The 24,494-nt window shown below is 46.3% G+C and carries 17 protein-coding genes; 14 read left to right on the forward strand and 3 right to left on the reverse strand.

Features of this window, described 5'->3' with window-relative positions:
- The first annotated feature begins 157 nt into the window (after nt 1-157).
- The 7 genes from U4956_RS13725 (at nt 158) to U4956_RS13755 (ending at nt 12,414) form a co-directional block, all read left to right on the forward strand.
- Complete coding sequence (locus U4956_RS13725) at nt 158-2,695, forward strand: tubulin-like doman-containing protein (RefSeq protein ID WP_323091277.1); 2,538 nt, start codon at nt 158-160, stop codon at nt 2,693-2,695.
- On the forward strand, nt 2,692-3,693 hold the full coding sequence (locus U4956_RS13730) for a hypothetical protein (protein ID WP_323091279.1): 1,002 nt from the start codon (nt 2,692-2,694) through the stop codon (nt 3,691-3,693). The genes U4956_RS13725 and U4956_RS13730 overlap by 4 nt, the downstream gene beginning before the upstream one ends.
- A 30-nt stretch (nt 3,694-3,723) precedes the next feature.
- Complete coding sequence (locus U4956_RS13735) at nt 3,724-5,661, forward strand: hypothetical protein (protein ID WP_323091281.1); 1,938 nt, start codon at nt 3,724-3,726, stop codon at nt 5,659-5,661.
- Nucleotides 5,654-8,953: a hypothetical protein gene (locus U4956_RS13740; RefSeq protein ID WP_323091282.1), complete on the forward strand. Its 3,300-nt coding sequence runs from the start codon at nt 5,654-5,656 to the stop codon at nt 8,951-8,953. Before U4956_RS13735 ends, U4956_RS13740 begins: the two co-directional genes overlap by 8 nt.
- A gap of 59 nt (nt 8,954-9,012) precedes the next feature.
- Entirely contained in the window at nt 9,013-9,936 is a 924-nt protein-coding gene (locus U4956_RS13745; protein WP_323091283.1) for a hypothetical protein, read from the forward strand.
- Between the two features lie 960 nt (nt 9,937-10,896).
- Nucleotides 10,897-11,565 (forward strand): IS607 family transposase, encoded by a 669-nt coding sequence (locus tag U4956_RS13750; protein WP_323091284.1) that lies wholly within the window; start codon nt 10,897-10,899, stop codon nt 11,563-11,565.
- 174 nt (nt 11,566-11,739) lie between these two features.
- Complete coding sequence (locus tag U4956_RS13755) at nt 11,740-12,414, forward strand: transposase (protein WP_323091285.1); 675 nt, start codon at nt 11,740-11,742, stop codon at nt 12,412-12,414.
- A gap of 189 nt (nt 12,415-12,603) precedes the next feature.
- On the opposite strand, the gene U4956_RS13760 is transcribed toward U4956_RS13755, so the two are convergent.
- The 3 genes from U4956_RS13760 to U4956_RS13770 are packed head-to-tail and all read right to left on the reverse strand — an operon-like array spanning nt 12,604 to nt 15,116.
- Nucleotides 12,604-13,023: a hypothetical protein gene (locus U4956_RS13760; protein WP_323089020.1), complete on the reverse strand. Its 420-nt coding sequence runs from the start codon at nt 13,021-13,023 to the stop codon at nt 12,604-12,606.
- A gap of 18 nt (nt 13,024-13,041) precedes the next feature.
- Complete coding sequence (locus tag U4956_RS13765) at nt 13,042-13,851, reverse strand: ExeA family protein (RefSeq protein ID WP_323089019.1); 810 nt, start codon at nt 13,849-13,851, stop codon at nt 13,042-13,044.
- Nucleotides 13,851-15,116, reverse strand: coding sequence for a DDE-type integrase/transposase/recombinase (locus U4956_RS13770; protein ID WP_323089018.1), 1,266 nt, complete (start codon nt 15,114-15,116; stop codon nt 13,851-13,853). The genes U4956_RS13765 and U4956_RS13770 overlap by 1 nt, the downstream gene beginning before the upstream one ends.
- Nucleotides 15,117-15,279: 163 nt before the next feature.
- On the opposite strand from U4956_RS13770, the gene U4956_RS13775 reads away from it, so the two are divergent.
- From U4956_RS13775 to U4956_RS13805, 7 genes are all read left to right on the forward strand, one after another.
- Complete coding sequence (locus U4956_RS13775; protein WP_323089017.1) at nt 15,280-15,453, forward strand: hypothetical protein; 174 nt, start codon at nt 15,280-15,282, stop codon at nt 15,451-15,453.
- 495 nt (nt 15,454-15,948) lie between these two features.
- Nucleotides 15,949-16,722 carry a transposase gene (locus tag U4956_RS13780; protein ID WP_323091286.1) on the forward strand — a complete coding sequence of 258 codons (774 nt, stop codon included), beginning with the start codon at nt 15,949-15,951 and terminating at the stop codon, nt 16,720-16,722.
- Between the two features lie 272 nt (nt 16,723-16,994).
- Nucleotides 16,995-18,533: a hypothetical protein gene (locus U4956_RS13785; RefSeq protein ID WP_323091287.1), complete on the forward strand. Its 1,539-nt coding sequence runs from the start codon at nt 16,995-16,997 to the stop codon at nt 18,531-18,533.
- Nucleotides 18,534-19,474: 941 nt separating this feature from the next.
- The gene (locus U4956_RS13790) at nt 19,475-21,034 is read left to right on the forward strand and encodes a nitrite/sulfite reductase (RefSeq protein ID WP_323091288.1); all 1,560 of its coding nucleotides are present in this window, start codon (nt 19,475-19,477) and stop codon (nt 21,032-21,034) included.
- A gap of 258 nt (nt 21,035-21,292) precedes the next feature.
- A complete protein-coding gene (locus U4956_RS13795) occupies nt 21,293-22,312 on the forward strand; it encodes an ABC transporter substrate-binding protein (RefSeq protein WP_323091289.1) in 1,020 nt (339 codons plus the stop codon).
- A gap of 49 nt (nt 22,313-22,361) precedes the next feature.
- A complete protein-coding gene (locus U4956_RS13800) occupies nt 22,362-23,429 on the forward strand; it encodes an iron ABC transporter permease (RefSeq protein ID WP_323091290.1) in 1,068 nt (355 codons plus the stop codon).
- Complete coding sequence (locus U4956_RS13805) at nt 23,422-24,201, forward strand: ABC transporter ATP-binding protein (protein WP_323091291.1); 780 nt, start codon at nt 23,422-23,424, stop codon at nt 24,199-24,201. Before U4956_RS13800 ends, U4956_RS13805 begins: the two co-directional genes overlap by 8 nt.
- Nucleotides 24,202-24,494 lie beyond the last annotated feature (293 nt).

Genomic DNA, 24,494 nt, shown 5'->3' on the forward strand with positions numbered 1-24,494 from the left:
GATCGAACCCAAAAACGCAGCTCAGCAGATAGAACGAAAGAGCAGTGTTTTAAAAACGAAAAGAAAACCCAGTCTTTGTGCAGATCGTTTACAGGCAAAAAGACTGGATGAAATAAACTGATAAGAGATTTTTGCACCATGCTAGAAAGGGAATTTTATGAATGCACCCACATTGATCGTTGGTCTTGGAGGAACCGGATGTAAAATCGCCGAACGCGTTTCGGAGATGGTTACCCCAGATCAGCGGGACAGCATCGCATTCTGCGGATTTGATACCGATATCAACGATCTTGAAAAGATCAGCCAGCGCAATCCGTTGATGCACCTGGTTCAGACTTCCACCAGACAGACCGTCGGGGAATATCTCAGTCTTGACCAGTATTCCAAAGACGAATGGTTTCCCGGCCATGCCATTCTGTATACCAAGCCATTAACGGAAGGCGCCGGGCAGGTCCGGGCAATCTCCAGACTCTCACTCAATCCGGTCGTACGAGCCGGCCAGCTTGAACCCTTACACGAGGCGATTCAGAGCCTGTACAAAGTCGACCAGTCCAAAGCGGATCAGGCTTTGCGCGTGATTATCGTCAGCTCCCTGGCGGGCGGAACCGGATCTGGATTGATCCTGCCGATTGCTTTATACATTCGGCAGTATCTGAAAACCCACTATCGCCAGAATGCGAACATTACCCGCGGATTTTTCATTCTGCCGGAAGTCTTCTATGAAGTCATTAGGGATCGGGCAGAACGCAATAACCTGAACGCCAATGCGTATGCAACGCTGCGCGAGCTGGATGCTTTCTTAATGAAAGGCGACAACTCCCTGCCAAACCGCTACAAAGATTCCGTCAAACTGCTGATGCCGCGTATTTCAGCGGAGGGCTATGAGGATTTCAACGTCAGACCCTATGATTTCTGCTTCCTGTTTGATGCGCAGAACGCAGAAGGATCCAAACTGAATTCGTTTGAACAGTATCTCGATCATGCAGCCAACTGTATTTATTCCCAGTCGATCGGCCCGATGAATAAACGCTCCAATTCTTCAGAAGATAACACGATCCGCCGCCTGGCCCAGGAAAGAGGACGCAACCGTTATGCAGGAGCTGGGGCAAGTCGTCTGGAATATCCGCTGGAAGACATCAAAACCCTGGTCGCCCTCAACTGGATGCGCCAGGCGATCAGTGAACAATGGCTTGTTTATGACCGGCTGTTCAAAGCACAGAAAGCGGAAGCGAGTGCGCGCCGCGAAGAAGGAATTTCGACAGCAGATCAGTCCTTTGCGGAATTCTATTCCAAACAGATCGAGACGGATACCAACAACAAAAACAAATTTGCCCGGGCAATCTACAATTCAACAGGCGAATACCAGGATGGCCTTACAAGAAATGGGGATTACTGGAAAAAATATACGGATCGAATTGCGGCCAAAATCAGTGAGGAATCCACCCATCTTTCCGATCGTTCAAAACTGGCAAAGAAAAATGTAGAAAACCTTCTTTCAGATCTGGGAAATCAGAGTGGGTGGGCGGATTATGGCCAGTGCTGGCAGGACCTGAATACCTACCAGAAACTGCTGGAAAAAGATATTGAAGACTCCATTGCCAATATTGCCTATTCCACCTTCCGGGGAGTCAAGGAAGATCCAGACGGTAAATTCTCTGACTTACAGCTCGAATACTATCTGAGCGATCAGAAGGGCAATTTTATTCATCCATGTGCAGCCAGATTCATGATTGCCAGAGTCATTGAAGAGCTTGAAAAACGCAAAAAGACAGCAGACAACACCATCAAAGAACTCGAAGGAAAATTTGCGGACGAATACCAGGGGATTTCGGATTACGCAGGCGAAGACTGGAAGCCTGATTCCCTGGCAAATCGCAAAGATCGCGGGTGGATGAACCGCAGGAAAGACGCTGGTTTCCGGGATGATGTCGCCCTGCTTTTAGAGGACTACAAGAATGATATTGATGCCTGGGCGGCTGTAAAGATTCAGTCGGATGTCTATATGACCGGTCTGCAGTATTATCGCAATCTGTTCAGTGCCTATGACAACTTCTATCAGGCCCTGGAAAGCAAAGTCGGCCAGCTCGACAAACGCATTGAGCAGCTCAAAAACAAGTACAGCCATTCGAGTGGCAGCACGGTTCGCTACGTTTGTGCGAATCGTAAATGCCTGGATGCGATCATCAAGAAGATGCCCTATTTACAGAGCCGGTACTATCTGGACAACAATCTGGCCCGCAAGATTCATACCCGGATCCGTGATTACTCCATGATGGGTGAAAAGCCAGAGGCGGCCCGTTATTTTGGCGGTCTGTTTGATCAGGAAATGACGACCTTCTATAAGGATGCGGTGATGGACTCTTATGGTCTGGATCTGGATGTGGATATCCTGACAGCGATTGAAAAAGAAGCTGAACTGCTCGGTCTGTACAAGGATGATCCAGATGAGATGCGTCTGATGGATCAGTATGTGCGGGATGTTATCCGCACGACTCGTGATCTGAGCTGTCCATTTATTGAAACCCCGCTGGGTGAAACCCGCTCTCCGGTTTACAGCTGTACGTATAACACTTCACTGATCCCGCCAAAAGGCGACGATTCGCTGCGCAGCCGGCTGATTCAAAGTGAACTGGCCAATCTTGGCGGCACGCCAATCTTGGCGGCACGCCAGATGATGACATTCCGGAAAACATGATCATGTTCTACAAGTCGTTTTATGGTCTGCGCGCCAATGAGCTCAGCAAGTTTGCTCCGCCGATTCATGATGAAACCCATGACCGGCCAGGGGGCGAATATTTCAAGGCCTACTACGAACTGGTCGATGGCCTGTTCCCGATTCCAGGCAAGAGTTCGGGCATCAGCCCACATTTGGATAAATGGTGGCATCTGGTCACGAAGATGCCCGATCTCGATGAAGGCAACCAGGACAAACTGTTCCATGAGCAGTTTGCGGCGTTCTTCTGGGCCATGCTGATTGGCCTGATTGAACTCGATCAGATATCAGAAGATCAGTGCCAGTACAAGGTCAACCATGTCCGATTGCGTTTAAACAATGATCCGCGCCTGAAATTCAACAGCAGCACGCTGGTTGTTTCCAATGGCACACCCTGTGACAAGCTCTATGAGGTTCTGGATGCCATTTCGATCTATCCGGCTTTGATTCACCGCATCCTGGACTACGTCAACAATGAAATTGCCTATGACATCAACATGAATGGTGATCTGAAAGATCGCCTGTTATGGGCCAATCTGAAGAAATTTGAAATTGAAGAGCCGCTCATTGGCGTTGACCATGAAAAATCGACATGCATTCTGGATCTGCCGCTGCTGCTGCGCAAATCGAACAACACAAAGACTTACTTTGAAGAAGACTCCATTGGCTTGCTGAAAGTGATTCTCGATGAACTCAGGCATTATTTCGAGCTGAATATCAATGAAAAAGATGCCCTCAATGACTACATCGATTTCATCAAGACAGAGTATGCCCGCAGTCTTGTCAGCTGGGAAAAGGAAGAACAGGCCATTCCAGCTACGCTGACTGGCTCGCTGTTTAACAGCTGGTATGAAACTCTGGCCCAGTATTTTGAAGATCTCGGGGTCCGTCGGGATGCCAGGGAAATCCGTTCGAAAGCGGAAGAACTCAAACAGAAATACGACGCACAAAAGGGCAAAGGTGCGGATGCAAGGGCGTAGAAAGACTGACTCAGAAAGGGGATTTCGAACATGCTGAATGTTCTGATCATGAACCGCGCCACGCGTGATTCCTTTCTGGAGCAGCCGGTTCTGTATGCCAACATCGTCAATCGGCCGGATGTGGAAATCTGCGGCTGGATTGAGTCGGGATCTACCCTGGAAACCGCGCTGCCGGCCATTGAGGAGCTGGTTGGACCCCATCAGAAATGGCGGGCCATTGTGATCAGTTATGAAGATGATGGCGTGATGGAAAAATTTTCCTTCGATCCGGAAAATCCATTTGATTTTGACGGGAATCCCTTTGCGCTCCACCAGCCAAACCCTATTCCGCTTGTCCGGCTGACCCATCTGCTCAAAGGACTTCCACCATTAGAAAAGAAATACGTTGAAGAACAGATTATCGATCAGACGGGCATACAGAAGATGGTGTTGACCGAGCAGCCCCCTGACGAAACAATGACCAGGCAATGGCAGCAGTTAGCAGCCCTCTATGAGAACGATCTGCGTGAACCCGAGCAGATCATTCTCATCCGCCGCCGGCTCAAACCCAAAGATCCAGCCAGCCGGCGCCTGGAAAACATGTGGAGTCTGCCTGAGGAAATTGAAAGCTCCAGATTCGTGGACCGCAATGGCTATGCGCCAGGATGCCGGTTTCTGTGTGTTGACTACACCAGACAGGGCAAATACCAGGCGCTTCAGGAAGCTTTTGAATTCTGGGTGAACAGTACGCTCATGGCGACCATTGAAGTCGATGGCAGCACGCTGCAGGCAGGAAGACTCTATCGGCTGGAAACCCGGATGGACAAAACGTCGCTGACCAGTCTGTTTCGGATTCTGGATGCAAGACTGACCAGAGCACAGAACGGCTATTTCGAACATTCAGCCCGCCTGAAAGAAAAGCATCCGCTTGAGGAAGAAACGCTGCCAGCCTATCAGGTCACTCTGCCCGAACTTCATCTGGAGACAGGCTCGTTTGAGGAAAGCGAAGAGCTGGATCTCAATTTTGCGATGCTTCCCGCCCGCAAAATTGACCCGCTCCATGACTGGCAGGACTATCTCAAGCTTGTTGAGAAGGAATATCAGGCGTCGATCAAAAAGATCGGCCGCTCGTTTGACCGGGCCGCCGAGAAATTTCAGGACAAAATGCAGGTCCGCGTCGAAAACGTGGAATTGCTCAATCAATGGCAGAAAGAAGATCTGGCCCAGGAACTCCAGAAAGAAAAGCTTGCCTGGATGGAAACCGGTGCCAGTTTGCCTGCCCAGGGCATTGTTCGCAATCAGAAACTCAAGAAAACAGATGATACGGTGCGCTGGCTGTTAGAAAACCAGGCTGACCGACGGGATGTCCTGATTATGGAAGGAGTTCTGCTGATGATCGGCCTGCTGGCTGGCCTGCTTGGATTTGTCTTTCCGATTCAGAAAAACCAGGAAAGCTGGGCGCTGGGTTTTTGGATTGTGCTTACGCTGTTTGTTGTTGTGGGCGCTGGATGGCTGAGTCTGTTTCTTTGGAACAGACGGGCCAGAAAGCTCGCTGATTCCTATCGCAATGAAATTCAACAGGCCGCAGCCGCAATGAACTCGGATACCACTGGCTTTGCAAAGTATTTAGAGCAGGCGGTCAATCTTGTACGCGGGGCGAAATATCTGCGTCTGAGTGATACGAAAGCCATGATGGGACAGATGCAGGATCAGTCCACACTCTTTAATAACCATCAACAAGTCGAGCTGCTGACTGCCCTGCAAAATAACCTCCATCTTCTTGGAGCAGCCAACCATCTCTCGCTAAAGGAAAGTACACCTCACCAGTCATGGCCTGAGCCCAGCGGGGAAGTCGTCGATGGGAAGAATCTGCTGCTCATTGAAGAGGACCCGGTAGAAGTTGAAATCAACCATTCGGGATTTCATGTTGAAAGTCCATGGCCGTTTGTCAGCCGCCTGATTGTGGAACGGGAGGAGCTGTATGAATAATCTCCAGCAGCTTTTCCTCCATCTTCTTTCCTGTACAGCCGGCCTGTATGCCCTTTGTGGTCTTGGCCAGCTCTATCCGCTTAAAAAGCCTGTCCGGCCGTTAGAAGGCATCATGGTTGTGATGGCCGTTCTGTACAGCCTGATTGCGTCATGGATTTTGCTGGATCATGCCAGCCAGCTGGTCGCCCTGCTTCCAGACTGGCTGTCTGAGAGCAATGGGATTGATCTGCCAGCCTTATCGACAATGTTTCTGTTTGGGTATGCGCTGATCCGCTTTGCGGTGGATGGCATTTTGCGCTTGCTTCAGTCACGCAGTGAGTTGGTCGCTTTCAGTGCCCTTGATTTTTACGAACAGGATCCTGCCAGCCGCCAGTGGCATTTAAAGCAGGGGCTGGCCGGATTCCAGCGCTTGATTCAATGGACGTACCTGGCTGCTCTTGGCATGAGCGTCCTGTTTTTAACCCTTGTCTGGACCTGGCCGAATTTGCAGATTGGCTGGGTTAGCTGGCTGCCGATCGCCTTATTGCCATTCTTGATGTCTGTTCGAGTCTATCTGGATGGACTGCCGCCGCTGCTGGATCCAAAGCGCAAGTACAGCGGGTCTGGCATTGATGCGCTGGATATCTGCAACTACTATGGCCTGCGCTCGGTCTATGAAGAAAATCTGCCTGAGCCATTGTTGACATCGACTGCCGGCTGTGATCTGCGGCATCTGACCAGTGCCCTCAATCTGGTCGAAACCTGGCGCAAACATGGCGGGGAAATTGAACAGATTGCCGCCGAATACTATGCGATTCATCAGCGCTTTACCAAAAGCGATCCGGATTGCGCCGCGGCGTCGATTGATTTGCTCAAGGGGCGCAATGTGGTGTTCTTCAATCCGTTTTATCGCGATCTCAGTCTGTACCTGACGCTGCCGCTGGCTTCGACTTTACTGGCTGGGGATCATGTCCTGATTCTTTGCGGCCGCAAAAGTCTGGAACAGCCGGCCAGAGAGTGGATTGAAGAAGCGATCGGCTTACAGACCCGGACTGAACATCTGTGGACGATCCGGCAGATTGATGATCAGGATGAACCCTGTCAGATCGGGATCATGACCTTTAACCAGATCTACAATCATTCGGTTTTGAAAAACAACCAGGATTTCTTCCATAAAGTGCAGTTTGTCATTTTGCTGGAGCCATCCAAACTGATTGGAACAAGCCAGACTGCCTTGTCCATTATTGCTTCCAATCTGGGAGAGTCCGATCGCCGGCCCGTGTACGCGGTGTGTGATCGTCAGACGACAGGTCTGATCGATACGCTTTCGCACGTTTTAAAAAGTGAATTTATTGAAGCCTGTGCCAGTCCGGTTCCCCATTGTCTGTACACGGCGATGTTCTGGGATGCAGATGGGGAATTTCGGCGCCAGGAGTTCTTTGATCACCAGAGCCGCTATCTTGGCAATGGTCTGGAACTGGCCGCTCTGGCGATCCGCTGCCAGGTGCCGCAGGTGAAATGGATCGGGGAAACCAAAGTCCCGCTCAAAGATCTGCGCCGGATTGCCGGCCAGAGCTATCAGAACTTGTGCCGATTCATGAATATCAAAGTCAGCCAGCACGCTTTGTTTGAGCGAGTGGACTTTGTTGACAGCCTCTGGCAGCCCGAAATGGAAAAACGTCCATTCCTGATTGTTGAAGATGAATTCAACAATCTCTTTGCCACGCTTCATCCCTATCTGGCCAGAGGAACCGGACAGTCCTTTGTCCATATGCTTTCAGAAAACTATCTGCTTCGTGATTATATGAAGGAAAACCGGGAAGTCTTCGCAAGCAATCCCCAGGCTGTTCCTTCCCTGATTCCGGATTACGCGCGCACCGAACGCAATACGATTCTGAAACTGCTTCTGTTGATGAACATGAAGCCGGTCGATGAAGAAACCATCGCCAGAGAATTGCGCATGACGGGCATTTTAAACCGGGATCTTGAAAATGAAATCAACCGGCTGGTTCGCAAGTATACGCCAGCGGATGAGACGATCTTTACGATCCATCGCCGCAAGAAACTGGTCAATGAATTTACCCAGAAAGTTGTGGTTGAATACTCGATCAGCGATGAAGCGTTCAGCCAGTACTTCCAGTCCTCTTTGAAAAATGCCTATTTTGTCGTTGAAGATGAACTGGCCAATCATGAGTATCTGGATGCAAAACTGTATGGCCAGATTGTTCAGGCCATTTTGCCAGGACAGTTTCTGACCTATGGCGGCAAGTATTATCAGGTCCATTCCATCAACCCGATGGATGGTGTCGTTTTGCGCAGGGCTTCGGATCTGTATGAAGGTCGTGAATACTATCGCCAGAAGCGGATTTATACAGTGACCACCAGTCCGGCGGAGGCTACAGACGGTTTGTCAGAAAGCACCATAAATCCGACAGAAGGTGAAACAGCTGAACTGGTCAGCTTCCAGCAGATCGGTTCGATTGAACTGCGTCAGGAACGCCACAATTTCTCTGTCGAAACGCCTGGCTATCTACGGCTGCGTGATAACCATGATCTTGAACATGGCATTCCCTATACCTTCCAGCAGGAGGGCCGACAGGAAATCTTCAACCGCTCGTATTTAAGCAAGACATTGTTACGGGTGAAGATGCCGGAAATGGATACGCAGGATGCTTTGACGTTCTGTGTATTGCTGAATGAACTGTTTCGGACCGTCTATCCAGAAAACTGGCCGTATCTTTGTGCGGCAGCTGTCTATGATCCTTTGAATGTCGATCCATGGGTGAGCTACCTTGTCCCCCAGGTGAAAGGAAACTTTGATCAGGGTGAAGTGCTGATCCTTGAAGACAGTGAAATGGATCTGGGCCTGATTGATTCGTTCTGCCGCAATTTTGACAGCCTGATGGGCATTGTCTATGACTATCTGGACTGGCTGGAAAATCCGGTGGCTGAAAGTACAGAAGCAACGATCGATGAAGTTGATTTTGATGCCCTGATTGAAGAGATCAAGGAACGAAAAAAAGAAGAAGCCAAGAAAAAACGCTTTTTCGCCCGCTGGAAAGCCAGACATTCTAAAAAGAACAAAGACGATCCAGAAAAACCAGATTCAGATTCAGGACCTGATGCAGGACACGATTCAGATCCAAATCCTGACCAGACAAAAGAAGAGGACTCTTCTTCTGGTAAACAGGCATCCGATTCACAACAGGAGCAGTTGGTTCCGTTCACAAGACCAGTGACGGAAGATTTAAAAGTTCCAAATTCCGTAAAACAGGAAAAACCAGAGGCAACTCTTTATTCAGACCAGAATTAGCCAGCTTGCAAGACTGGACTGAACGGAAACCAGGAAAAGAAGGAAAGGACGAAGTAAAGATGAAAGATAGGGAAAAGACAAAATTTGATCCCACTGCCTATCTGCGCTTTGGAAAAGATCAATTACCTGAATATTTCCAACCCGAAAAGCTTCGTCAGTGTCTCGAAGCCAACGGTTATGCCGGCAACCCATTAACCAAAGCCCGTAAGGCAAGACAGACCGTTTTCAAAGATCTAGAAATGACGGATGAAAAAGGCCAGCCCATTCTCGCTTCTTCTTGTGACTTCTGCGGCCAGCGCATCAATGGCGTTTCCTACCAGCAGTTAGCGGATGGCCGGATCCGCTGCAATGAGTGTGCTTCAACGGCTATTGAAAGCCTCGAAGAATTCAAACTGCTTTTTGAACAGTGTATCCAGCTGATGCAGGACTTTTATCAGGTTACTTTCCAGGTTCCGCTTGATATCCGGACGACAGACAGTGACGAAATTGCCCGCCGCATTGGATTTAAAGGTTCGGAAGGGGTGGGCAAGAAGGTTCGTGTATTAGGTTTTGCCCAGAGCCAGAATGGAAAACATACAGTTGTCATTGAAAACGGCAGTCCAAGACTGGCTTCGATTGATACGATCGTCCATGAAATGACCCACATCTGGCAATCGATTTCGTGGAATGAAGCGGAGTTTGAACAATTGTATCGTATGGGAAATAAGAAGAAAAACGCCCTGGCCAGACTGCTTGTCCGTGAGGGCATGGCCGTCTGGTCAGCCATTCAGTTTCTGTACCTGATTGGTGAAACCAGCTATGCCTCCCGCCAGGAAACCCTGATGGAAAACCGGAAAGATGAATATGGTCTTGGCTTTCTGTTGTTTCGCCAGCAGTTTCCTTTGATTCGAACGACCGATTTTCTGTACCGAACGCCGTTTACCGTCTTTCCACCAATCCCACCGGAAATGATCCGTAAGATCGTAAACCAGATTTTTGCCTGAGTCTTCATACTGACTGGAAACCAGAACAAATCGAATTGTCATCAACACCTGATGATCCCGCCTGGAAAGTCAGGTGTTTTTGTTTTGACGGCTTTGGCAGCAAGCCTCACCAGCCTCATTCTGGTCAGCCAGAAAATTCTCAAAAATTTTTGAAAAAATCGCCAATTTTGAAACAGATCTTCCGATCTTGCGTACATGAAAGTGACAGGGGAGGAGGAGATAGTCAACTGCAAAAGAAAGAAGTAAATCGAGTCGACGGAAACCTTGCTTCACAGCAATAAAGTACTCACTGAACCCCATGGCAAGCCATGAGGATTGAAAGACCTCTATTGTTTGACAGGACAGCTTCGGCTGTTGTCTGTGAGTAGCCTTGGTGAATATTGTCTTCGGACGATACGAACTCCGTTGTTTATGTCATCACACCTTTAAGATATCGTTCTAGTGTTGCGTTTTATTGACTTTTATATTAATGAGACTTTGCACCATTAGAGCCTTGCACTTTATATAAAGATCTAATGGCAATTCTGTCTTTCGAGAATAAATATAAAAGTCATTGGGACAGATCACTAGTCTTAAGTCATCAAATGGATGGCTTATTGATAAGCGAAAAAACAATACTGTAAACATTGAATAGGAGGTGCAGGCGGCAATTGCTCCCCACAGCAAGCTATGGGGTTTCCTTGCCGCATTAGATGACAGTGGTCAGTCGGATATCACAGGAAGGAAACCTGATCTGACCCAGGATCAGAGAGTTTCCAGGGCAAAAACGATAAAAGGCGCTGTTGAGCGCGAAAGGAGCGATAAATATGGGTATTGATATCACTGCGGTTTTAAAGAGAAAAGGGTACACAACTGTTACCTTATCTTGGCGAATCAAGATATCAATATTCTTATATAACTATTTTATAATTCAACTAATTGTGGATTTTTTATGGTATCATTCAAACAGGAGATGACGTTATGATCGGTCCTGAAGACTTAAGAAGAGAACGCTATACCACTGGACAAATTGGAAAACTTGTAGGGAAAAACTACCATACAATTGCCCTTCATAAAAACAAGGGAATGATTAATATGGTGCAGGATCCAGTTTCCGGGTTCTGGTATGCCGATAAAAAAGACCTGATTGATTATCTGAAAAAACTCGGGTTATGGAACAATTCCGAGAAAAAGAATGCTATCTATGCCAGGGTTTCTTCCCATGATCAAAAGAAACATGGTGATCTGGACAGACAGATCGGCAGGCTCTGCCAGAAAGCTTCTGGCGCAATGATCTTTTCTGATGTTGGCAGCGGCCTGAATACAGAACGCAAAGGACTAAATAAACTCATAGATGAGGTCATTCATAATAAGATTGATGTCCTCTATATTACTCATAAAGACAGACTCACCAGATTTGGATATGGCTATCTTGAAAAGTTTTTTAATGCCCATGGAGTCAAAATCATAGTGACCGAGGATAAGCCGGATAAGAACTATCAGGAGGAGCTGGTAGACGATATGATGTCGCTCCTTGCCTTCTTTTCCGGGCAAATGTATGGAATGAGAAGTTCTCAAAGAAAAAAGATTGCCCAACAGGCCAAAGAAGTAATTGAAGAACCTCTCAAACAGGAAGAAACAAAAGATTGAGAGGCCCAATGTCATTTAGCTTAGTTTTTGATAGTTAGTATTGTCCACCATCCGTGCACAGATGGTGGATTTTATATTTTCTGGTTTAACGAAAATTAACTTTGACAACAACTCTATAATTGTCTAATTTAATCCTTACTCAATCAAAAATGTAACCGTTTAAGGAGGAATAAAATGGCAATTAGAGTTACTTCACCACATAAGATTTATCAAAGATTCATGAAATTCCTTGAGGAATTTGCCCACAAACAGGAGAAGATTCTTGCTTCTCAAACAGGAGCTTTCTCACGAAGTCATTATCGATCATCAAAAATAAACTTGTTCCATTTCCTGAATACATCCATTATCGGGAATGGATCAACACTCTCCGATTTATCCATGAACTATTTCGGCATGGGCAGTGTAAGACCATCTGCTTCGGCACTTGTTCAGACAAAAGCCAAGACTCCAGTCAGCGTATTTTCAGCACTGCACAAAGCCACATTGGCACTTTGTTACATGGATAAAAAATATAAAGGGCTAAGGGTAATAGCCTTTGATGGAACCAATGAACCTGTTGCGCCAAATGAAGATGAACCTGACTACATCATTTATGCCAAGAACAAGGAAACCATCATCCGGGCCGGTATTCACATTAACGCTGCCTATGACGTACTTAATGACAAATATCTAGCCATCGTCACTCAAGACCAGAGGTCCAAAGACGAACGGGCCGCTGCTATGAAAATGGTCAAGGAGATTCACGAAGCTTATCCTGGCGAGACATTTCTCTTTGTCATGGACAGAGGGTATTTTTCTTATCCATTGTGTAAGCTTATTGATGTTACGCGTCGAATTGATTTGACATAATACGTTAATTTTTATTGCAGTTATTTGCTCCAGAAATCTTTCTAAACATCTTGATTTCAATAAATCGATATGAATTATCGCGTCACTTTCTTTTTCAAAAATATGACCCTTGGCTTTTTGATAAAATTAGTTATTGATAATTAAAAATGAGATCCGATGCATTTCTTGCATCAGATCTCGTTTAACTATTCAGAAAGGCAATTCTGTATTTGCCCATTCTTTCGCTTTTTCGAAACTATAGTATTCGTACTGGGCTACAGGGTCTACCGTGTCCCAGATCCGATAAGGCCCAAAGATAAACTCTTCAATTTCAAGACTTTTCATCTCCTGATTTTTACTGCTTCCGTACGCACCAGTTCGGGCCTGTACAAAAACTGTACGGTGATCAGGATCATAGCCTGTAATTGTATAGCGCGGCTCTTCAATGCCATCTGACCTTACAACGACTGCGTGGCAATGCTCCGATGAAAGGTACTTTCGGATGAGATATTCATAGGCCGGAATTTCTTCGTTGCGTGTCTGTACTGCCTGCGCAGCTTCTTCATAGCTTGATCCTTCTTTCTTCAGGTAGTGAAAGAGATCATAAGGATTAAATGTTGAATACATCATCTTCATCTCCAGTTCATTTTAAATGTCAAGTTCACAGTCTTCACGGGCAATGGTTACAATATCAGCTGTGATCTGCCGCTTTTTCTGTGCAGCTGCTTCAATCATGCTTTTGGAAAGAAGCGAATCCATAACCCTTACTGAACCCTGCGAAAAGCGCCAGGCTGCTTCAATGGCATCTTCAGAAAATACCGGTTCTTCGCAGCCCGATTCCTTCAGACACCACTCAACATACTGTCCTGCTTCTTTTCGACTCAGGCCATTTGCGTGATAATTCACGATGATTCGCTGTCTGAGAGATTCGTTGATGCTCTGTTTTAAAATTCGATTCAGTCCGGGAAGACCCGAGAGAATCAGAATGCAGCAGTCACGAGAATCCATTTCAAAGTTCAGAAGCATAACCAGATCCCGCAGAATGGCATTGGATAAATATTGTGCTTCATCAATGATAATCACCGGCGTACATTTCTTTTCCTCGCACTGATAGCGGATTTCATCTTGGATTTGCCGAAACAGGTCAACCTTTTTATATTGCGGCTCAAGACCAAGCTCACTTGAAAGCATCCGAAAGAACTCCGCAACAGTGACAGTTGTCATCTGCAGGTAAATCACTTTAAACGAAGCTGGATTAAGGTTGTTGGTAAATTCACGGATCGCAGCAGTCTTGCCAGTTCCGGGTTTGCCAGTAATCAGACCAATTCCGCGAACCTTTTTTAAATGTTCCAGTCGACCTTCAAGCTGCTGAATATCTTCTGTTTTGTAAAGATGCCGGTAGCGTGAAGATTTCTGAAAGGGCAGCTGCCGCAGGCCAAAGAATAATGTCGGTTCCATTACTGTGTCTCCTTATGCGGGTAAACAATATGGCGTTTGCGATGGGTATAAGCATTTTCATGCTTATCTACCTTTTTTACAGAAATCTGCTTGTTTGAGATCGGATCCAGGATCCATGCCCGATCATCATTAAGAGGGTCGATAAAAATTTCGATTTTCTGCTTCATGAATTCTGAAGGAACTTCGTAAAGGACATTCTGAACCGAAACAGTCGAGTTTGTTTTGACTTTTCGCTCATACCTGCAGACAAAGATAGAATCCAGTTTTTCCAGAGGAATTTTATGGATGTATTCCTGATCCATAAGGAATCTTTCTCTTGGTGTCAGACAGGTACCATCCTCTTTGGCTAGAGAAGAGTGAGGTTTATTGATATACTCAGGGTAGAGATAGTGACTGAACGAGCTTTTTACTTCTGCCAGGTCGTTGAAACTTGTCCAGTCAATCTGATTGAGCCATCCTTCCTTCAGGGTTCGGTTCAATCTTTCTACCTTCCCCTTCTGGGCCCCATCCCGCACAGCACAATAACGCAAAACGATTCCTGCTTGTGCGCAGGCTAAGGCCAGATGGTGGTTTTCATAGGTTCCGCCGTGATCAAGAAGCAGCTTTTCCGGTCTTCCATTCCGAGCGATTGCGTCCTTAAGCACTTCAAGAAAATTCGCGGCATTATCGTGGGTATAGATACCGTACCCAACAACCATCCGGCTGGCATCGTCCACAATGAGCATCAGACAGACTTTTTCACCATTTAAATTCTGCAAGAAAGTGGTGTCTGCCTGCCAGCACTCGTTGGCATGCCGGAACTCAAAAGCCTTCCTGTCCTTATTCTGATGAATGGCAGGGAGCTTTTTTTCTGGTCTGGCCGTTCTGACAAAGCGATCAATTGTTGACTGAGAAAGCGAATCATCAATAATACCCTCGTCTTTCAGCCTTTCTCTCAGCTTCACGTTGGAAATTCTTGGAAACTGATCAAGGATCTGACAGATTCGGCTTTGAACCTGGGGAGTAAGGGCGCGAAACACCCCCTGGTCTTTTCTGCTGCGCGAAATAAGACCATCCAGTCCCGAAGATTCAAAGCAGTGGCACCACCAGAGAAGGGTGCGTGGACTGTAAAACTTTGATACCCCAGTGACAGGGTTCATCAATGGCGATGAAGCGATTTTTTTGGCTAAGGCATGTCTGGATTCATCCTCTTTTTTCCGATGAAGGATAGGGGAAATGACGCCAACTTTCCAGATTGCGATCTTTTCTTTGTTTTCCTGATTCAAGATTTCACCTCCAATAAGATCAATCCCAACATACCATCAAATCGGCCGCTTCTACTATGTCCAAATGATTTGAGTGTGGTCATATGCATAAATTCCATACCCCATAACAGATGAACGACCAGTGGCTTGATATTGGAAAGTGACGCGTAAAAAAAGATTCACTGTGGATGTGAAGAAAATCAACAAGAAAGTCTATGAGCCTCTTAGAAGACTGGGCAAGCTTGCAGGCTGTCCGGCCTCTGGACAACTGATTTTGATGGGCAAGTCTGGTCTGCATAATTCTCCAGTCCTCGGCCGAGTAACGATTAATCAGGCTGCGAATGGTGGATCGGGGTAAATGGAAGTGCGTGGCAGTCGTCTGAAACTGCTCTTTCCCCGGGCCATAAAAATAGCCAAGAACACATACCAGAAAACTATATGTAAAGACACAGAAAGGACATATCCAGAGCGGTAAAAATGCATGATATGGATGTTCACATGTTTTACATTCGCAACGAAAGACGGTCACAGTCAGATGAAATGGTTTTGAATTTTTACTGGTATATAGATAGCGTTGGTAATGGGAATGAACCTTCATTTTGCCAACAGTTCCGCAACAGGGACACTTAGAACGTATCCTTAGAGCATTTTTTAGATCCCGGTCATAACGGTTTTGAAAGTTGGATGAGTATGAACTTGGATCAATGCTTGGGAGTTTTCCGACAATACACATGATAATCACCTTAGAATAATTTTAATCCAACTGTTAACGTTCTAAAATGTAAATTTAATATGATGCAAAAAAGCACAATCCATTTCATACCTGCCTAGGCAGGTATGAAATGGATTGTGCTTGAAATCCCGAAATCTATGTAATACAAGATGCCTCGTAACAATTGAATCCTTAGGGCACAAATACCTCATACGTATGAAAGAACGAGAGTATAGCTGCCTGACTTATACACAGCTTGACCATACAGAAGACCAGCAGATCAGCCGCATTCTTACCCACCACCAAAGAAAAGAGGAAAAAGAAAACCCCCAGATGAAATACCTGGTCAAAAAATCAATGAGACAGATTGATCAAGAATCTGAATTTATTGATTTTGACTGCAGGGTGGTAGCTATCGAGATTGGCGACAACGTCTGGGAAGGACTGATTACCAACCTGGATGAAGCAGAATTTCCTCCGGAGGCTCTTGGATTTATTTACCACCTAAGGTGGCGAATCGAGCAGAGTTTCTCCTGGCTTAAATATGGAATAGGAATGAAACGTATCCACTCGATAAAAGCAGAATACATCATTCAGGAGATTTATTCATCCCTTATCTTCTACAATCTGGTTTCCGAGATCAAAAAGTGTGTTCTTGAATCATCTCAATCGGATAATAAAGAAGAGAAGCAGACAACTTATGAATACCAAATCAATACAACTAAGGCGATAGGGGCTATCAGGAATACGTTTACTCCGAAATGGACGAAAAAACGAACAATCTGTCAAATTACAAAAGCGGAGTTTCAAGCTCTGACCGAGGAGCTGCTAAGAGAAAAACTGCCCGTTCGGCCGGAAAGGAGCTTCAAGCGAAATCTCCATCCCAATCGTTTGATGTGGTTCACCTATCGATAAGTGCATTATATGCGCATCTTATTGATACAAACCACCCATACAATTCTTAAAAACGGCTCTTATCGAAGGGTTGTTTTTAGTGTACCTATTTTGATGAATACAGCCAAATCAATCAGTATATTTTGTGCTTGGTTGGTGCATATGGATATAATCAGCAGCAAATTCTATTCCTATCATCCACTTTGTCTTTGATTTTTATACAAAGTTTGAGGTCATATTTTTCTAGCTAAATGACATTGTTGAGAGGCCTGTAAAAGAAAGGAGCTGCACATATGGCGACAAAAATGAAGATTCGAGAAAAAGTCCCTTATCAAAGAGCGGCTCTTTTTGATGAAGAATCGTTTACACTCACTTCCTCCGGCCGTTTTGGTAAAGAAGGATGTCTGGATAAAAAATCACTGCTCAAACCAAAGAAAGAAGCTGTGGCGCAGCTGGCGGAACTTAGAGCCTATATTGAAACAATGGCAGAACATTTTTCGCGGATGGTTCATTCGGCATGGGTGATGATCTGCCATGGATTGGAAGATGGTGAGATTAAAGCTTCTCTGACCAAACAGTATTCTGTTAAAGCAAGAGCAGCGAATGCGGCAATCAACCAGGCTCGCACCAGAATGAATTCCCTGAGTGCTCTCAAAGTGACACAGATGGAGGAGCTTGAATCCAAAATCAGCGCCTATAATGATCTGCTTGAAGATCAGAAAAAGGAGCATAAAGAATGGCATGAGAGCGTAAACTGGCATAAGCCGCAAAAAGGTGACTGTCAGAAAAACAGATACTGGAAGCGAAAAATCAACAACATGAAAAACCGCCTCCATGGAATGAAGCAGAAACTGGCAAGCTGGAAAGAAAAAATTGAAAACAGTTCTTTTTCATGCTGCTTTGGATCTAGAAAACTCTTTAAGGCTCAATACCATTTAATAGAAGCAGGATTTGCAAACCACGAGGAATGGAAAGCGGCCTGGAGAAAAGCCAGAAAGAAAAGCTATTATCTGTTTGGCAGTTCGGATGAGACTCAGGGAAACCAGTTGTGTCAATTAACACCAGAATCTAAACTTGGCTCTGACTGGTTCAGTCTGCTTCTTAGAAGCGGATTTAAAGATGACAAAACTGAGCATCACATCGCAGTGCGGATTCCACATCTGAAAAAAGAACTGAAAGACAATCTCGAAAACCGCTCTGTTTCCTATCGTTTTGTTCTGAAAGATAAAGGACTGTATATCCAGCCGATGGTTACAATCCAGAAAAAAGAAACCTATGAACCACAGGGAATGCTTGGAATCGATATTAATGATGGATTCTTCTCGGTTACTGAAAGTGACGGCCAGGGAAAATTTGTTTCTTCCCAGGATATCACCTATTCAAATTCAGGCTCCAAAGCGGTAAATGCCACCGTTATGGCTCAGAAGCTGTCTGAAATTTTTACCAGAGCAGAGAAGCTCCATTATGGGGTTGCCATCGAGACAATCAATCTTACGAAGAAGAAAACAAAGATTCAAAAGAGATGGGAAAGAAAATATAACCGAATGATTTCAAATTTCCCATACTTAAGATATATGGACAACTGTGAAGCATTATCACTTAAAAGCGGTGTTCCCCTTTATTACGTCTCCCCTTACTGGTCATCCGTTCTTGGAGACGAGAAGTACTCTGAAAAGCTGGGGATCAGCCGTCATCAGGCGGCAGCCTATGTGATTGCCCGGCGGGCTCAGAATTACAGCGAATTCTATATTCCTCCCAAAAAAGGAAAGTCCAAAGCAAAGAAAACTGAAACAAGGAAGTCTGAAACAAAGGCATCAAAACCATGTGCGTAACTGGCATTCAGCAATGATGTAAGTCCAATCTGCTTTGAAAATTCGGCCTCTTAGTCCACTTGATTGAAGAGGCCTCACTTGTTTTTATTGCGACATGGGCGAAAGCCCAAGGTGTCTTGCAATGTATTTTTGAAATGCATTTAATCTGCAGTCCGCTATATATGAAGCGAGTCCAACTCTGTACAAACGCAAGTTTGTTGGGCACGGAAAAGTTTATCCTTCATCCCGGTTAATGGCCAGGGGATCATTAGCCTTGCTCTGAAGGTGAAAGAGCTTTTTTCAACCCGGCAGAGGAACCAGCCGTAGGGATTCTAGGGCAGCTTCATTTTATCCGTATAGCTGGATTAGCTAAAAATAGGCTACGGTTTGGTCAGTACGGAACGTGCATGGATTTGATTGGCTCCTGGGCTTATGACTTGATTTCAATTGAAGATCATATCCCGGAAGATGATGATTTTAAGGAATCCCAGGCCACTTTTGTCGAGGTGAGTAGAACGACCTTTTAATGGCTTGCAACAGATTGAAATTGGGATGAATTCAGAACCAAAAATGAAAGGGCTGTGTGCAAAACAGACAGAGTTTCGGCCTGAAAAACTTTCTTTAACTATTTTGGAGCGGTCAATACCTTTTACAATTTGAAAAACTTGCCTCAGACATGATCGTGAAGACAGAAATTTGAAAAAGTCAAAACGATAACGCTTCACACTGCCATATAAAAACGACATTAAGGGAGAGTGAATCTCGGTTTTGGGATAATTGTAAAATTCGGTTCCTGGAAAAAGGTATACAGATCAGATTCAGGGGACTCTAGCTTTCTAGCTGATGTTAAATGGAGTAATTCAAGCATGAACAGAATGCCAAAATCCATGTAAAAGCGAATCGGGATTGGGGTGAGGATGCTATACTTTGGCTGACAGATGAATAATTAGAGGTAATAAAGAATGTCAGACATTAAACCTGTAGACTACGAATCATTTAAAAAGCAGATTCCTCTTTTCAAAGAGAAATCTGAAGAGTTCTATAACAAAACCATGAACATGAAAGACTATAAGTCTTTCTCCGGAAAATACGGAAGCTATGCACAGCGTGGCGGCAAAAAGAACATGCTTCGCTTGCGGATGACGGCTGGTAAAGTCACTCCGGATAAACTGCACTTCGTTGCGGATATGGCAGACAAATATGCCATCGAGCCAATCCACTTCACAACCTGCCAGACCATCCAGCTTCACAATCTGGACCTCGATGCCGTTGTGGACATCATGGATAAAGCCCTCGATCACAAGATTGTCTGGTATGGCGGCGGCGGCGACTATCCCCGTAACGTCATGTGCTCGCCACTCTCTGGTGTTGAAGAAGAATACTTCGATGTCATGCCTTATGCAGAAACTGCCGCAAATTTCCTGCTGGACTTCATCGATAAAGAAAAAATGCCTCGGAAGCTGAAAGTCGGCTTCTCGAACAATCAGAAAAACGAACCCCATGCCACTTTCCGTGACTTAGGTTTCGTTGCAAGACCGGATGGAAAATTCGATGTGTATTGTGCCGGTGGCCTGGGACGCGATCCAAAACTGGGTGTCCTGGTTGCTGAAGACGTAGACCCAAATGAAATTCTCTACTACATCGAAGCCATGATCCTTTTGTTCCGTGCGTATGGGAACTACGAAAACCGTGCCAAAGCCCGTACCCGCTACATGCAGGATGTTTTAGGCGCTGATGGTCTGCGAAAAGAATTTGCAAAATATCTGACTCAGGTCAAAGAATCCAGAGACCTGACCCTGACGGATGTTGAAATTCCAGAAATCACCAAAAAAGGCGAAGGAGAGCCTCTCGAAGAATCCTTCATCGTTCATAAACAGAAACAGCCTGGTCTGTATGCCCTGCTGTATCATCCACGCGGAGGTATCGTGACCAAAGAAACAGTCCGTGCCCTGTCAGATGCCATTGATGGCATGGAAGATGTAGAAGTTCGTCTGAAACCAGATGAAGGCAGCTACATCATCAATCTGACGGCTGATGAAGCTCGCAAGATTCTTGCGATCATTGAAGCTGATGCAGCAAAAAATGAATTTGAAACTTCTGAAGGCTGTATTGGCGCAACCATCTGTCAGGTTGGTCTGCGTGACTCTCAGGGGGCTTTAAAAGCGGTTCTGGAGGCAGTCAAAGAAGCTGGCGACATTGCGGATAACGCTCTGCCTCAGATTCATATTTCGGGATGCACGTCGAGCTGTGCAGCTCACCAGATTGCGCCGATTGGTTTCCGTGGCAATTTAAAAGTTGTGGATAAAAAACCAGTTCCTGCCTTCTCAATGTTTGTAGAAGGGGAAGATATTCAGGGCAATGAAAAACTTGGCCAGGAAGTCGGAATCATCGCGGAAAAAGATCTGCCAGCATTCCTGGTAAAACTCGGCCGGGATATCACAAAATCGGGTCTGTCCTTTGAGGAATGGCAGTCTGCCAATCCAAATGGTCTGGTTGAAGAAGCCCAGGAATTCTTCCTTTAATCGACAGATTGAAAAGATCAGACCAGAAAACTGAATTTAAATCCTATTAAAAGGCTTCGTAAAAGCGAAGCCTTTTTTGGTGGCTGGCCATCCAACACCAATTCGCCGCAAGAATCTGAGTGATTCTGAGCGGTAAAATGCCCGGAAAGGATAAAATAGGGTCGTTATTGTCGAGGCAGAAGAAAAGAGACTTTGTCAGAAACTAAGCAAAAGATTTTTGGCAAAACGAATCTGACTCGACAGATAAAAGGAGATTTCATGAAAACACTCAAATCAAAGGCTGCCAGTGCTCTGGTGATGGCCAGTCTGATTCTTTGTGGCTGCAGCTCCAGTCAGTCTTCCGCTGCATCTAACGGCAGCCAGATATCAGCCTCTGCTTCGAGCAGTGCAAAATCAAACACTGACCAGATATCAAGTCCTGTTTCAAGCTCATCACAGAGCGAAACGATTACTCTGACAGACGACCTGGACCGGACTGTAGAATTTGAAAAGCCGCAGCGTGTAGCTATTTTGATCGGCAGCTTTGCGGATGAGTTTGCCAATGCGGGGGGTGAGGATCTGATCGTCGCAGCCCCACACGATACCTTTACCCAGTTTGACCTGGATCTCAAAGATGCTGCTGACCTGGGTGAGGTGAAAAATATCGCCCAGGAAACCTTGATTGCAGCAAAACCTGATCTGGTCATTGCCAGCGCTAAAAATGACAGCCAGAAAAAAATGCTGGAAGTCCTTGAAAATGCCAATATTCCGGTCCTCTATTATGACGTGTCCAGCTTTGATGACTATCTGCGCACTCTCAAAGCCATGACCATGATCACTGGGGATACGGAAGCATATTCGAAAAATGGCCTGGACCAGCAAAAAGCCATTGAGACTATCCAGAATGCAAAACGAAGCAAAACACCCAAAGTCCTGGCCATTCGTGAAACGGGCAAGGGTGTTAAAGCCTTGGGTTCCCAAAACAGTCTGTTAGGCCAGATGCTTGCGGACCTGAAAGCTGAAAACATTGCTGGCGAAGGCGGACTGGATACGTTATCCATGGAAGAAATCCAGATGCAGAATCCAGAGGCCATCTTTTATGTAGCGCAGGGAAAAGATCAAAAAACGGCTGAAGAGATGGCTGATCAGCTTTTTGCTTCAGAGGCCTGGAAAAACCTCGATGCTGTCAAAAATGGCCGGGTCTATGTGCTGGACCAGAAACTGTATAATTTAAAACCAAACGCGAAGTGGGCCAGCGCATTGAAAGATCTCGAAACGATGTTGTATCCATCAAAATAATGAGCCCAACAAATTCATAACCACAAACTGGAAAGGAGAGCTGGACAAAATGGATGATCACTCATGGTCTGAAAAGACACAAAAAACGGATGATCTGCCCCTTTGCCGTTGCCAAAAAGACCAATCTGATCCTGCTGGCCATATCCTGAAAACAACAGGCATGACGGGTCAGTCAGGGCGCCTGCTGTTTGTTTCCTTATTGCTTTGCGCGGCTTGTTTTGTGCTCTCCTTGCTCGCCGGGCCGGCAGGATTTCTGGATTTGCACAACCCAACCATGCAGACCATTCTGCTTCATCTGCGTCTGCCGCGTGCTTTAGGCTCCCTTCTGGCGGGCAGTGCCCTGGCCGTGAGCGGTGCTTTGATTCAGACAGTGCTCAACAACCCGCTGGCCTCTGCCAACTTGATCGGGATTAATTCTGCAGCCGGATTTTTTACCATTCTTGCCGGAATTTTGTTTCCAACGATGGTCGCTTTGCCACCATTGGCGGGATTTTTTGGAGCTTTGCTTTGCGCAGGGATGATTCTGCTTTTGATCTGGAAAAAACAGGCCAGCAAACTGACGATCATCCTGGCAGGGCTGGCGATCAGTCAGGTTTTTTCAGCCGGAATTGACCTGTTGACGGTCATTGTTCCAGATGCCCTGAGTGGATATGCCTCTTTTAAAATCGGTTCGCTGGCATCGATTTCCTTATCGAAAGTCGGCTGGGGGGCCATTTTGATTTTGCCGGCGCTGGCTCTGGCCGTTTTTTGCAGCCGGCAGCTGGAAATGTTTTCTCTGGGCGCGCTGCAAAGTAAGGCGCTTGGCTTTCCCATCCGGCGCTGGACGGTCATCTTTCTGGCCCTGGCTGCATTGCTTTCGGCAGGAACGGTCAGCTTTTGCGGAATGCTTGGATTTGTCGGCCTGATTGTCCCGGCGTGGCTTCGCCGCTTTCATTTGCCGGTCAAGACCTACTTGCTGGAATGCCTGATTTGCGGGGCGATGCTGGTGTGCCTGGCGGATGTTTTAGGCCGCGTCATTCTGATTCCATGGGAACTGCCGGCCGGACTCTTGCTGGCGTTAGCCGGCGGTCCGTATTTTCTGTATCTGTTGTTAGGAAGAAGGAATCTGGATGCTTGAAGTCCATTCCCTGAATGCCGGATATCCTTCCCGGCTTGTTTTAAAAGATATCAATGCTTCGTTTAAAGCAGGCAAACTCTATATTCTGCTCGGTCCAAATGGATCGGGAAAAACGACCCTGCTCAATACCATCGGCGGCTGGCAGAAACCCTTTGGCGGCCGCGTGCTGGTCAATGGCAAGGACTTGTTTGAACAAAGCGACCGGCAGCGCGCCCATCTGACTGGGCGTATGGCCCAGCAGACCGCTTCGCTTTCTATGACAGTGTCCCGCTTTGTTCTGCTTGGCTGTTATGCCAACCAGGCCTGGATCAATCCGTATTCACTGGCCGATTATCAGAAAGTCGATCAGGTTTTGACCGCCTTAAAACTGACGGATCTGGCAGATCGTCGGATGGACCAGATTTCTTCCGGTCAGCGTCAGAGAGCGGCCATCGCCCAGGTCCTGGCCCAGAATCCGGTCTGCCTGCTTCTTGATGAACCGGGCAGTGCGCTCGACCCTTCAGCCCGGTTTAAACTGATGGAAACGTTGGTCAGCCTGCGCGCGCCGGACCGGGTGCTGCTTGCGATTGTACATGACCTGGATCTGGCTCTTCGTTATGGAGATGAACTGCTGGTTTTAGATCAGGGTCAGCTTGTCTTTCAGGGAACTGGAGATGAGCTGGTCAGAAGTCACGTCGTTGAGGACGTCTTTGGTCTGGTCATCAAAGACTGGGATTCCGATACCCGCACCGGCCGGATTTTTCCGGCTGCCTGTGAAGGGAAGTGGATCTGAGGTCGCTGCTGGATCTTTCGTCCTCATTCTTTCGTCCTCATTCTTTCGTCCTCATTCTTTTGTTCTGGATCTTTAATCGATGCTTTAAAATTCTGACATCAATATTCATCAGACAGTCTGGCTTGATTCTGGCCAGGCTTTTTTGTGGCTCATTGACAAGGGATTTTCGAGTCGAGATTGAGCCAGCCCCAACAAAGGCAGCTGAACACGCATTCATTGTTCAGGAAGAATACTATTAAACAGTTAATATTGGATACTCAGACGGGATTTAACAGTTGGATAAATAAGGCAAT

Origin of the sequence: Allobaculum sp. JKK-2023, assembly GCF_034745455.1 — a bacterium.
Lineage (GTDB): Bacteria > Bacillota_I > Bacilli_A > Erysipelotrichales > Erysipelotrichaceae > Allobaculum.